This window comes from Nocardia sp. CDC153 (assembly GCF_035818515.1).
In the GTDB taxonomy this organism is placed as follows: Bacteria; Actinomycetota; Actinomycetes; order Mycobacteriales; family Mycobacteriaceae; genus Nocardia.
In genome coordinates this window covers 1,280,155-1,291,949 of the sequence record NZ_JAYKYU010000002.1, presented here as the reverse complement: position 1 = coordinate 1,291,949, position 11,795 = coordinate 1,280,155, and the positions used below count along the sequence as shown (strand labels likewise).

Below are 11,795 nucleotides of genomic sequence, written 5' to 3'. Positions count from 1 at the left end.
CCAACCCAGACCTCGATCGTTTGCAAGCTATCGCACCCGACGACAACCGGGCAATCCGACAACCCACCCGGGCGCGCGGTGGAATGCTGGAGCCGCCGGGGCGTTCCCGGCGGCCAATCCCTATTCGCAAAGGAATATCCAGTGCTCACAACCGAATTCGTCACGGGCTCCCCCAACTGGCTCGACCTCGGCAGCCCCGAGCCGGGCGCGGCCGCCGCCTTCTACGCGGCGGTCTTCGGCTGGCAGTTCCAGTCGGCGGGACCGGACGCCGGTGGTTACGGGTTCCTGCAGGTGGAGGGCAAGACGGTGGCCGGGCTCGGGCAGCTCACCGAGGAGGGCGCGAGCTCGGCGTGGACGGTGTACTTCCGAACCCCCGACGCCGACGCTGCCGCCAAGGCGGCCGAACAGGCCGGGGCGACCATTCGCACCGACGCCTTCGATGTCATGGGCGCGGGCCGGATGGCGAATCTGACCGATCCGCAGGGCGCGCAGTACGCAGTGTGGCAGCCGGGTGACTTCGTCGGCTTCGAACTGGCCAGCGCGCCCAACGCCCTGGGCTGGGTGGAGTTGCATGTCGCCGATCCGGCGGCCGCGGCCGCGTTCTACAGCGCGCAATTCGGGTGGCGGACGGCCCAATCCGACATGCCCGACATGCCCTACACCATTCTGTCCACCAGCGAGGGCGACCTGGACGCCACCAGCTTCGGCGGCATCATGCCGCTGATGGAGGGCCCGAGCCCGCACTGGCTCCCCTACTTCGGCGTCGAGGATGTCGACGACCGGGCGGCGGCGGTCACCTCCGCCTCCGGCTCGATCATCGTGCCGCCCATGGACATTCCCTCCGTCGGCCGGTTCGCCATTCTCGCCGATCCGTTCGGGGCGCAGTTCGCGATGCTGAAGCCGGAGCTGCCCGCCTGACATCCGGCGGTCACGTCACCCCGGCGGGCGACGCTCAGGCGGCCGGATCCTTCACGGTTTCGGATTCGGCCAATACGGGCGGCCACATCGTCGGGGTGATGTTGGCCGGTTTGGTGTTCGGGCTGGCGTCCCAGTCGAAGTGGACGCCCACCCACGCCCGGGGTCGTTCGAAGCTGACGGCGCGGGCGTCGAAAGCGGCTCGGCGGAAGGAGATGTCGCCGAAGAAGTCGCCATTGGTGAAGCTCACCGAACGTCCGGAGAACACGGCGTCGGCGAAGGAGACGCGGCCGTGGTACTCGGCGCGGGCGAAGGACACCTCCTGGGTGCGGCCGGTGCGCCAGCGGACCTGCGCGCCGAGTTGGGCGCAGTCGAAGGAGCTGGACTCGGTGTAGAAGCGGGAATCGGCGAAGGTGACTCGCGCGCCGGTGAATTCGGCCCCGGTGAAGGTGACCCGCTCCCCGTCGAAGACCGCGCGCTCGAAGCTGGTCAGGACGGCGGCGAATTCGGCATTGGCGAAGCTGGCGCGCTCACCGGCGAAGGTGGTGCGGTCGAAAGCCGTTCGCGCGCCCTGGAATCGCGCACCCTCGAAGCTGACGCCGCCGCCGAAGGTGGCCTCGGTGAAGACGGTCCGCGCGCCCACTCGATCGGACTTGTCCGCGGCGGTGTGCGCGAAGACGGCCCGGTCGAAGGAGGCGGGGGTGCGGAACATCGCGCCCTGGAAGGTGACCTCCCCGCCGAGGAAGCGCGCCCCCTCGAAGCTGACCGTGCGGCCGCTGAGGAACTGGGTGTTGGTGAAGCGGACGGTGCGACCCGCGAAGATCGCGTGGCGGAAGTCGACATCCTCGAACACCGCGTCGGAGAAGTCGAAATCGCAGGCGGACCAGGAGGTTTCGGCGGTGCGCCGGAGATGCTCGGCGATCACCCGCACAATGGTGTCGCGCACCTGCCGGTCGTTCTGCCGGTAGTTGAACACACGCTCGACGGCGGTGCCGTGGTCCTCGATGCGCTGGGTCTTGGAGACGAGGTGGCTATTGCCCTCCTCGGGGTGATACGGCAGGCGCAGGTACCCGCACAGCACGTCCACGCACTGCTGCCGCCGCCAGCGCGAGGAGAATTCGTCGGCCACCCCGGCCATGGCGTAGACGCCCGCCAGGCGGACCGCCACATCCGGATCGCCGAGCTGGCGCGCGGCGGCCCCGAAGACATCGGCGAAGCGCCCGCGTTCGGAATCGCGCTGCCGCCGGTAGGCGACCACCAGCGCCACCGCACCGCCGACGCCCGCCGTCACGGCCAGTGCGACCTTGCCCAGATCCAGCCGATTCGGCGTCTCGGCCGTGACCCCGAGAAAATGCCACAGCCCCCACCAGGTGAGCCCCGCGATCGCGAGCCCACCGATGACCGCCGCCAGCACCGACCACATCAGACCCGACCGGTGGACCGTCCGGCTCACCACCCCACCGAACCTCCACCGCCGCATAGCCGAACAATAGCGACCCGCGCCCGGTCACGCATCGGATGCGGCAATTCCGCCGCGACTTCGCACCCCCGAAATCGGCGTAACACCAATCCCTTTCGCCCGAAATGACAGGTCCGCCCGGTGACGCGCTATCACCGGGCGGACGCGATTCGGGCTATCCGGGAGGAATCAGACGGTCTCCACGGCCGCCTCGGCCGCCTCGGCCGGAGCCTGCTCGCGCCGCAGGCCGATGGCCGCGGCACCCACGCAGGCCAGCGCCACCACGACCACGAACCACGGGAACACCGTGCTCAGCCCCCAGGTGGTGGCGGCCCAGCCCGCGACGACCGTCGGAATCGCCATGGCCGAGTAGGCCAGCAGGTAGTAGGCCGACATGGTCTCGCCCCGCTTGTGTTGCGGCACAACATTGGACAGGTGCCGCAGCGACCCGCCGAAGCCGAGCCCGAAGGTGCCGCCCAGCGCGAACCCGGCCAGCAGCACCAACACCCAGTTGCCGGTGTTCAGCGCCGGAATGGTGAGCACCAGCGCGATGGCCATGCCGATATCGCCGATGATGGCGGCCCGGCGCGCCGGAATCCCCCCGGCGACGGCCTGGGCGAGCGCACCGGCTGTCGCGGTGGAGGCCACCACCGCGCCGCCGAACACCAGATTGTGGATCCCGGTCTTGGCCGAGGCCAGCGACGGGTACAGCGACAGCAGCACGCCCAGCACCGACCAGGCCGCCATCACACCCAGCGCCGAGAACCAGAAGTCACTGCGGATCTCCTGCGGCACAGCCGGTTTCGCGATGGTGATGCGCTGCTTCTTGCGTGCCCCGTGCGGCTCCCGCAGCGCCAGCACACCGGCCGCGATGAGCGCGCACACCACCGTGATCACCACGTACGGCGTCCGGAGCGGATGCGGCGCGTACTGCGCCAGCACCGCGGAACCCAGAATCGCCACGGCCATACCGACATTGAAGGCGACCCCGGACAGCTGCCCCGACCGCGCGCCGTGCTGCGGCCGCAGATCCAGCAGCGCCGCCGCGCCCGCCACCACGGTCGCCCCGACCGCCGCCCCGTGCAGCGCCCGCGCGACCAGCAACATCGCCACATTGTCGGCCAGCAGGAACACCACCAGCCCGACGATCATGGTCGCGAAAGCGCCCAGCAACACCGGCTTGCGCCCCACCACATCGGAGATGCGCCCAGAGACGAGCACCGCACCCAGCGCCGCCACCGCGTAGGCGGCGAACACGAAAGTCGTTGTGAGCGGCGAGAAATGCCAGCTCTGCTGATAAATCCCATACAGCGGCGCGGGCGCGCCGGACACCCCCAGCGCGACCCCGCTGGCCGCGAGAATGAGCGCGTACGCCCAGGTCTGGCTGCCCTGCTCGGCTCGAGTCGCAACTGCCGTTGCCGATACCATCGAACCCTCCATCAGGTAAGTTTGACTACTATCGAACCTGACGATACATCAGGTTCGATAATCATCAAACCTGCCGACCGAGTGAGGTAGCTCATGTCCGACACCGACGCCGCAGCGCCCGTGGCCGCCCTGCCGACGGTCCTCGGCGCGCTCCAGGACCCGGTCCGCCTCGAGGTGGTCCGCCGCCTTGCCAACGCCGGCCAGCCCCTGCGCTGCGCCCTCACCTACGACGGCATCAGCAAATCCACCGCCGCCCACCACTTCAAAATCCTCCGCGAAGCAGGCGTCACCGAACGTGTCACCATCGACGGCAACGTCCACCTCCGCCTCTGCGAGGAGGCCCTCAACGCCGAATTCCCCGGCCTCCTCGACGCCGTGTTGCGAGCGGCGAACGCAGACGCGGACACGCCCGAGTAGCCGCGCCGAGTCGAGAATTTGATCCGTTTCCACGCCAACCCGTACACGGCGTAGCACTATGTAGCACCATGTGGCACAACGCCTGTATCCTCGGACACATGACCGGTCAGCCCGAGATCAATCAGCGCGACCTACGCAACAGGTCGAAAGAGATCATGGATGCGGTCCAGGACGGTCAGTCGTTTACGGTTGTCCGCGATGGCCACCAGATCGCGGAATTGATCCCGCTTCGCAGGCGACGCCGCTTCGTCAGCCGGGACCAGTTCGTGGCCATGTCTCGCAACGCTCCCACAATGGACCTTGCGGCATTCCGGGCTGATCAGGACGCGGCGGTCGACACCGAGATGAGCAGTCCGTATGACCGATGAGCGGCACGAATCAGGGTTGCTCGACACGAACATCCTGATATTGCGCAGACATATCGATCCGGCAGAACTCCCCGCTCAGATGGCAATCAGCGCGATAACGCTCGCTGAATTGTCCTCTGGGCCCCATGAGGTCCGTAGCAAAGTCGAACAGAGCGCCTACGACGAGTACGAAGAGCGGGCCCGCAGACTCGAGACTCTGCAGCGAGCGGAAAGCGAGTTCGATCCGATCCCATTTGACGCGGAGGCTGCCCGCATCTACGGCAGAGTGTCGGCAGCGGTCATTGCCGTCGGCCGCAAACCACGTCGACGGGTCGCCGACTTGATGATCGCCGCGACCGCGATCGCCCAGGATCTCCCGCTATTCACTACCAACCCTGACGATTACGTCGGTCTCGACAGGCTGCTGACCGTCGTTCCGGTCCGCCGTCCGAACATCTGAGCTAGGTGCTCGTTTTCGACTGACAAGTGCTCTCGAGGTCCGATCGACAGCGGGCTAGGGTCGAGGGATGAGTCTCGAACCGCTTGCCCTGCCCTCGGCCGACTGGTCCGATTGGTTGTCCGGGTATGTGCAGGAGCGATTGCACACTGCCGCAGCCACTTTGGCGGGGTTGAAGGCGGGGCCGGGCGGGGATGCGGTCGCGGTGCTCGGGGCGTGGAACGACGCCGATATCGCGCTGCGGGGCGCGGGCTCGGTGGCCGGGCTGTTCGCGGAGGTGCATCCCGATTCCGAGGTGCGGACGCTGGCCGATGAGTTGGCGCAGCGGATCGACCGGGCCAGGACCGATCGTGATCTCGACCGTGCGCTCTACGACATTGTGGCGGCGACCGAGACGGACGGGTTGGACGAGCAGGCGCTGCGCATGCGTGCGCACGTGTTGCGCGACTTCCGGCGTACCGGTGTGGACCGTGACGAGGCGACGCGGGAGCGGCTGCGGGAGATCTCCGAACGGCTCGTCGTCTTGGATCAGGACTTCGGACGGGCCATTCGCGAGGACGTTCGCGAATTGCGGCTCACGCCGGAGCAATTGGCGGGGCTGCCCGCCGACTTCATTGCCGCGCACCCGGTCGGCGAGGACGGCACCGTCACGGTCAACACCGATTACCCGGACTATCTCCCGTTCCGGACCTATGCCCGCGATGCCGAGGCCCGCCGGGCGCTGACCGTCGAGTTCGAGACGCGCGGCTGGCCCGCCAATGACGCCGTCCTGCACGAGATGCTCGACTTGCGGGCGGAGAAGGCGCGGCTGCTCGGGTTCGAGAGCTGGCCGGACTACGACGCCGACGTCAAGATGATCGGATCCGGTTCGGCCATAGCCGAATTCATCGATCGGATCGCGGTCGCCGCCGATGCCGCGGGCCGCCGCGATCTCGAGATCCTGCTGGCACGCCGCCGCGCGGACGATCCGGACGCCACCGGCATCGACCGCTCCGAGATCGGCTACTACACCGAGGTGGTGCGCGGCGAGCAATTCGACGTCGACGCGCGAGAGGTCCGCCGCTACTTCGACTTCACGCGGGTGCGGGCCGGACTGCTCGAGGTCACCGGTCGACTGTTCGGCCTCGACTATCGGCCGGTCGAGGTGCCGCGCTGGCACGAGGACGTCACCGCCTACGACGTGTACTCCGGGGACGAGCGCTGCAGCCGGATCTACCTCGATCTGCATCCGCGCGACGGAAAGTACAAGCACGCCGCGCAATTCGATCTGGTCGGCGGGATCACCGACCGCCTGCTGCCCGAGGGCGTGCTGGTCTGCAACTTCCCGCGCGGGCTCATGGAGCACCGCGACGTCGTCACGCTGTTCCACGAGTTCGGGCATCTGCTGCATCACGTCCTGGGCGGCCAACAGCGGTGGGCGCGGTTCTCCGGTGTCGCCACCGAATGGGATTTCGTCGAAGCGCCCTCGCAGATGCTCGAGGAATGGGCTTGGGACGCCACCATTCTGGGCACCTTCGCCATCGACGAGACCGGTGCGGCCATCCCGGCGGAACTCGTCGAGCGCATGCGCGACGCACGGCTGTTCGCCCAGGGCATCGGGGTGCGGACCCAGGTCGCCTATTCCGCGGTGTCCTATCTGCTGCACCGCGACCGTCCCGCCGACCACACCGCGGCGGTGCACGCCGCGATGGATCACTACGGCCTGATCGGGGCCTTGCCGGGCACCCACTTCCAAACCTCGTTCGGGCACCTGGCGGGCTATACCTCAGCCTACTACACCTATATGTGGAGTTTGGTCATCGCCAAGGACCTGTTCTCCGCCTTCGATCCCGACGATCTGTTCGATCCGGTTGTGGCGCAACGCTATCGCGACCACATCCTCGCCCCCGGCGGCTCCCGCGACGCCGCGGACCTCGTCACCGGATTCCTGGGCCGACCCTTCACCTTCGACGCCTTCGCCGCCTGGCTCGACGAGCTGCCGGCGCGAGCCCGATCCTAGGCTCGATGGAATTCCGCTGTCCCGGTGCGGGTTCAGGCCCATCCTGCGATTAACCTGCGACCGTGGATCTCTTCTCACAGTCGTGGACGGCATTGCTCGAGGCGGTCGCCGAACTCTCCGACGAGGACTTCGCGCGCCCCTCGGGCTGCACCGGCTGGCTGGTGCGGGATCTGGTGTGCCACTTGATCATCGACGCCCAGGACGTCCTGATCACCCTCGTCACCCCCGTCGACGTGCCGACGACCCGCAATGCCGTGACCTACTGGCAGGTCTCCGACACCCCACCCACCGGCGACGACCCCCTGGATGCCCTCATCGTCCGCCTGGCCAGCGCCTACGGCGAACCCCGCCTCCTCGAGTTCCACCTCGACGACGTCGGCTCGGCCGCGGGCCGCGCCGCCCGACTATGCGACCGCACCATGCACGTCAGCACCCGCGACCAGGTCCTCACCGCCGACGACTACCTCACCGCCTACGTTCTGGAATGGACCCTGCACCACCTCGATCTGATCGCCCACCTCCCCGGTGCCCACCGCCCGCCCGCCGAGAGCCTCGCCCACGCCCGCGCGATGCTGGAAACCATTGCCGGACATCCATTCCCCGCCTCGTGGACCGATGAGGACGCCCTCTTGATCAGCACCGGGCGGCGCGATCCCTCTGACGCACAGGTGGACGAGCTGGGTGACCTGGCCGGAAGACTCCCGTTCGTGCTGGGCTGAACGAGCAACGGGGCCCGCGCCTGGCAGGCGCGAACCCCGTTGTGTCACTTGACCACAGCCGCTATTTCACCTCGATGTTCTCGAAGTCGAACAGGCCGGCCCAGGTGACCTGCGCCTTGACCCGGTCCGAGCGGGCCGAGGCGGCGTTGTATTCCAGGACCGGGACGTCGGCCATATCGGCGAGCAGCAGGGTTTGGGCCTGGGCGAGCAGGGCCCAGGCCTGGTCGGGGGAGGGGGCGGCCAGGGCGGCCTTGAGCAGGCGGTCGAATTCCGGATTGGCGTAATCGATGTCGTTGGTTTCCGAACCGGTCAGATACTGCGAGGTGAGGAATTCGAACATCGACGGGTAGTCGCCCTGCCAGGCATAGCGGAAGGCCTTGCCGACGGTGCGATGGGTGATCTCGTCGCGCAGATTCTTGAAGGTCGGGTACGGGAAGGGCTCGGCGGAGATGCCCAGGGTGTTCTTCACGCTGTTGGCGATGGCCTCGATGACGGCCTGGTGGCCGCCGTCGGAGTTGTAGGCGATCTGCAGTGCGCCCGACCACGGGGACATGGCGTCGGCCTGGGCCCACAGCTTCTTGGCCTCGTCGGGGTTGTAGGACAGCCATTGCACGCCGGGCAGATCGCCGCGGAACCCGGGCAGGGTGGAGGCGGTGAAGTCACGGGCGGGCAGGCGCGCGCCGTGGAAGATGTTGGCGCAGATCTGTTCCCGGTTGATCGACATGGAGATGGCCTTGCGGCGCAGCACGCCCTCCGCGCCGCCGAAGTGCGGCAGGTCCTTCGGGAAACCGATGTGCAGGTTCTGCGCGGTGGGGTGGTCGATGGCGCGGTCGCCGAGCTCCTTCTTGTAGAGCGCGAGCGAGCCGTCGGGCACGGTGTCGAGGGCGTCGAGATGACCGGCGAGCAGATCGGCGTAGGCGGTCTCGAAGGTCTGGTACATCATGAACCGCAGCCCCTTGTTCTTCGCGGGCCGCCCGCCGTGATAGCCGGGATTCGGCTTCACCTCGATCTTGACATTGTGTTCCCAGCTGGTCAGCTGGTAGGGGCCGTTGCCGACCGGATGTTCCCCGAATGCCTTGATGTCCTTGTAGGCCACCTCGGGTAGCGGATAGAACGGCGAGAAGCCCAGGGACAGTTCGAAATCCATCGACGGCTGGGTGAGATCGACGGTGAACGTGTGATCGTCGACGACCTTCAGCCCACTCATGGTCTGCGCCTTCGGCGGATTCGCCGAGACGTCGTCGTAGCCGACGATCGGGGAGAACACCCAGCTGCTCAGCTGCCCGTTGGTGCCCAGCGCCCCGAAGTTCCACGCGTCCACGAACGACTTCGCCGTCACCGCCGTCCCATCGGTGAAGGTCCAGTCCGGCTTGATCGTGATCTTGTAATGCTGGCGATCCGGCGACTCGATGGACTGCGCGAGCTCGTTGTACGCCTTCCCGTCGACGTCGTAATACTTCAACCCCGCGAACAGCCGGTCGACGACCCGCCCACCCTGATTCTCGTTGGTATTGGTCGGAACCAGCGGATTCTGCGGTTCACCGGCATTCACGACGACATAGTCGTCTCCTCCTCCGTCACCGGAGGAGCACCCCGCCAGGGCGGGTCCGGCGGCCAATAGGGCCGCGAAACACAGGGCGGTGAGCGTCCGTCTCTTCATGATCTCTCCCGAATCCAGCGTGTCGGCAGAGCGTAACGGGAAATTGTTCTCCCCCAGTGGGTTTGACACAAGAATTTAAAGAGAAACCACCGGTCCCGCCGGATACGCCAGCCCTTTGTCCTGGCGTTTCGCCGACCCGATAGGCTCGACCAGAGTCCAGACAGGCAGTCCAGCTAGGCGTAGTGAAGGAGACCAGGTGACCACGAACCGGATCCGGGTGGGTGTGCTCGGGGCGCGCGGCAAGGTCGGGCAGGCCATCTGCGCGGGTGTCGAGGCGGCCGCGGATCTGGAGCTGGTGGCGCAGGTCGACAAGGGCGACTCGCTCGAGGCGTTCACCGCCGCCGGAACCGAGGTGGTCGTCGACTTCACCCACCCCGATGTGGTGATGCCCAATCTGAAGTGGCTGGTGGAGAACGGCATTCACGCCGTGGTCGGCACCACCGGATTCGACGCCGAGCGGCTCGATCAGGTGAAGGGCTGGCTCGCGGCCAAGCCGGAGGTCGGAGTGCTGATCGCGCCGAACTTCGCCATCGGCGCGGTGCTGAGCATGCGATTCGCCGAGCAGGCCGCGCGCTTCTTCGACTCGGTCGAGGTCATCGAGCTGCACCACCCGAACAAGGCGGACGCGCCCTCGGGCACCGCCTTCCGCACCGCCGGACTCATCGCCGCCGCGCGGGAGAAGGCCGGTGTCGGCCGCAGCCCCGACGCCACCAGCCAGGAACTCGAGGGCGCGCGCGGCGCGGACGTGGACGGCGTGCGCGTGCACTCGATCCGCCTCGCCGGTCTGGTCGCGCACCAGGAGGTGCTGTTCGGCACCCAGGGCGAGACCCTCACCATTCGCCACGACTCCCTGGATCGGACCTCGTTCGTCCCGGGTGTGCTGCTGGGCGTGCGCAAGACGCCGCTGCGTCCCGGCTTGACCGTGGGCATCGACCCGCTGCTGGACCTGTGAGCACCCCGGCCGAGAACAACTCGCGCGAGGTCTACAAGCGCGTCGGCTTCATCGCCGCGCTGGTGCTGGTCCTCGGGTTCTATTTCGTGTTGCTGGGCCGCATCGCGATCGATCTGATCGCCTCCGGCAAGGGGGCGGCCATCGGGCTCGGCATCGGCGTGCTCATTCTGCCGCTGCTGGGCGTCTGGCTGGTCGTGAGCAGCGTCCGCGCCGCCCTCGCGCATCAGCGCCTGGCCCGCCGCATGCACGAGGAGGGCGGCGAACTGGATGTCTCCGAGCTGCCGCGCCGCCCCTCCGGCCGCATCGAGAAGGCCGCCGCCGACCGGCTTTTCGAGCAGGTGAAGCAGGAGTTCGAGGCCGACCCGGAGAACTGGCGCAGCAACTACCGCGCCGCCCGCGCCTACGATTACGCGGGGGACCGGTCACGGGCGCGCGAAATGATGAAGCGCGCAGTGGAATTGGAGCGCGCGGAGCGATCCGGCGACCAGCGGTAGGCGGGTCGGGCGACCGGTGGCCCGGCTTTCGCGGGAAACCGGCCGGTAACTCTTAGCGGGAGTAAAGTCCGCCCGGTGAAGTTCATGGTGGGTTACGCGCTGGCCATCGCCTGCGCGACAATGGGGTCACCCGCGCCGGGATCGGCTGTGGCACGGGCGGATTCCCCGGTGGCGCGAGCGGATATCGCGCCCTCGTGTGTGGAGTCGGAGAACGACTACAAGCTGGAGTGGCAGGCCAGCTGGGCGATCTACGAGGCCGAGCAGCGGAATCCGGACGACGGGCGCGCGGTGACCGAGGTGGATCTGCCGATCACCATCGCGGCCCCGCTGGAGAAGGTGTGGTCGGTCTACACCGATGTCCGCAACGGCATCGGACGGCACTCGTTCCTCAAGGACGTCATCGTGCACCGCACCTGCGACGAGGACGGGGTGACCATCACCGACTTCACGGCGCTGGAAGACATTCCGATGGGCTCGGGGACCTTCCCGGGTCACACCCAGGCCGAGACCCGGCTGCACCCGGACGAGCACTACTACACCACCGAGAGCTGGGACGTTCCCAATGTCACCACGCACCAGGTGATCACGTTCACCGACAACGGCGACGGCACCACCACGGTCGACGAGCACCTGACCTTCGTGGCCGACCAGACCCTCATCGACTTCACGACCACCAATGGCGTTGCCGCGCACCTGGCCTCGCAGCAGGGCGTCAAGCGCGACATCGAAAACGGCGATCTCTGAGGCGATTTCGCCATACTGGCATGACTTGCCCCCGGACATGACCGTGGCCCGGAACCAACCTACTGGTTCCGGGCCACAGTCGTGCTGCCGGTGGGGCACACGCCTAGGAGGGTAATCCCGGGTGCCTGCGTGACGGATGGCACCCGGTCGAGAGGCGGCATATGAACCGGCAGCCCCAACCCCTGTCATCCCGGCATGCTTTTG

The 11,795-nt window shown here is 67.6% G+C and carries 12 protein-coding genes; 9 read left to right on the top strand and 3 right to left on the bottom strand.

The genetic code is table 11. The annotated features are described in order from the left end of the window. Positions 1-141 precede the first annotated feature (141 nt). Complete coding sequence (locus VMT65_RS14505) at positions 142-918, top strand: VOC family protein (RefSeq protein ID WP_326308713.1); 777 nt, start codon at positions 142-144, stop codon at positions 916-918. A gap of 34 nt (positions 919-952) precedes the next feature. On the opposite strand, the gene VMT65_RS14500 is transcribed toward VMT65_RS14505, so the two are convergent. Further along, the gene (locus VMT65_RS14500) at positions 953-2,395 is read right to left on the bottom strand and encodes a pentapeptide repeat-containing protein (protein ID WP_326308712.1); all 1,443 of its coding nucleotides are present in this window, start codon (positions 2,393-2,395) and stop codon (positions 953-955) included. 168 nt (positions 2,396-2,563) lie between these two features. Further along, entirely contained in the window at positions 2,564-3,802 is a 1,239-nt protein-coding gene (locus tag VMT65_RS14495; protein ID WP_326308711.1) for an MFS transporter, read from the bottom strand. Between the two features lie 93 nt (positions 3,803-3,895). On the opposite strand from VMT65_RS14495, the gene VMT65_RS14490 reads away from it, so the two are divergent. The 5 genes from VMT65_RS14490 to VMT65_RS14470 all read left to right on the top strand — a co-directional run bounded on the left by VMT65_RS14490 (position 3,896) and on the right by VMT65_RS14470 (position 7,741). After that, a complete protein-coding gene (locus VMT65_RS14490) occupies positions 3,896-4,219 on the top strand; it encodes an ArsR/SmtB family transcription factor (protein WP_326308710.1) in 324 nt (107 codons plus the stop codon). Positions 4,220-4,317: 98 nt separating this feature from the next. Next, complete coding sequence (locus tag VMT65_RS14485; RefSeq protein WP_326308709.1) at positions 4,318-4,587, top strand: type II toxin-antitoxin system Phd/YefM family antitoxin; 270 nt, start codon at positions 4,318-4,320, stop codon at positions 4,585-4,587. After that, positions 4,577-5,026, top strand: a complete 450-nt coding sequence (locus VMT65_RS14480) for a type II toxin-antitoxin system VapC family toxin (protein ID WP_326308708.1) — start codon at positions 4,577-4,579, stop codon at positions 5,024-5,026. Before VMT65_RS14485 ends, VMT65_RS14480 begins: the two co-directional genes overlap by 11 nt. A 67-nt stretch (positions 5,027-5,093) precedes the next feature. Next, a complete protein-coding gene (locus tag VMT65_RS14475) occupies positions 5,094-7,022 on the top strand; it encodes a M3 family metallopeptidase (RefSeq protein ID WP_326308707.1) in 1,929 nt (642 codons plus the stop codon). A gap of 62 nt (positions 7,023-7,084) precedes the next feature. Beyond that, positions 7,085-7,741, top strand: coding sequence for a maleylpyruvate isomerase N-terminal domain-containing protein (locus VMT65_RS14470; protein WP_326308706.1), 657 nt, complete (start codon positions 7,085-7,087; stop codon positions 7,739-7,741). Positions 7,742-7,802: 61 nt separating this feature from the next. On the opposite strand, the gene VMT65_RS14465 is transcribed toward VMT65_RS14470, so the two are convergent. After that, positions 7,803-9,401, bottom strand: coding sequence for a peptide ABC transporter substrate-binding protein (locus VMT65_RS14465; protein ID WP_326308705.1), 1,599 nt, complete (start codon positions 9,399-9,401; stop codon positions 7,803-7,805). A 196-nt stretch (positions 9,402-9,597) separates the two neighbouring features. On the opposite strand from VMT65_RS14465, the gene dapB reads away from it, so the two are divergent. From dapB to VMT65_RS14450, 3 genes are all read left to right on the top strand, one after another. Next, the gene (dapB, locus tag VMT65_RS14460) at positions 9,598-10,353 is read left to right on the top strand and encodes a 4-hydroxy-tetrahydrodipicolinate reductase (protein WP_442790223.1); all 756 of its coding nucleotides are present in this window, start codon (positions 9,598-9,600) and stop codon (positions 10,351-10,353) included. Further along, positions 10,350-10,847, top strand: coding sequence for a hypothetical protein (locus VMT65_RS14455; RefSeq protein ID WP_326308704.1), 498 nt, complete (start codon positions 10,350-10,352; stop codon positions 10,845-10,847). The genes dapB and VMT65_RS14455 overlap by 4 nt, the downstream gene beginning before the upstream one ends. 75 nt (positions 10,848-10,922) lie before the next feature. Then, positions 10,923-11,591 carry a hypothetical protein gene (locus VMT65_RS14450; protein ID WP_326308703.1) on the top strand — a complete coding sequence of 223 codons (669 nt, stop codon included), beginning with the start codon at positions 10,923-10,925 and terminating at the stop codon, positions 11,589-11,591. The last annotated feature ends 204 nt before the right edge of the window (positions 11,592-11,795 follow it).

Excerpts from the sequence above, each read along its gene's own strand:
- VMT65_RS14490 (WP_326308710.1), top strand. The coding sequence starts at position 3,896 with ATGTCCGACACCGACGCCGCAGCGCCCGTGGCCGCCCTGCCGACGGTC.
- VMT65_RS14485 (WP_326308709.1), top strand. The coding sequence starts at position 4,318 with ATGACCGGTCAGCCCGAGATCAATCAGCGCGACCTACGCAACAGGTCG.
- VMT65_RS14475 (WP_326308707.1), top strand. The coding sequence starts at position 5,094 with ATGAGTCTCGAACCGCTTGCCCTGCCCTCGGCCGACTGGTCCGATTGG.
- VMT65_RS14480 (WP_326308708.1), top strand. The coding sequence starts at position 4,577 with ATGACCGATGAGCGGCACGAATCAGGGTTGCTCGACACGAACATCCTG.
- VMT65_RS14465 (WP_326308705.1), bottom strand. The coding sequence starts at position 9,401 with ATGAAGAGACGGACGCTCACCGCCCTGTGTTTCGCGGCCCTATTGGCC.
- VMT65_RS14495 (WP_326308711.1), bottom strand. The coding sequence starts at position 3,802 with ATGGTATCGGCAACGGCAGTTGCGACTCGAGCCGAGCAGGGCAGCCAG.
- VMT65_RS14500 (WP_326308712.1), bottom strand. The coding sequence starts at position 2,395 with ATGCGGCGGTGGAGGTTCGGTGGGGTGGTGAGCCGGACGGTCCACCGG.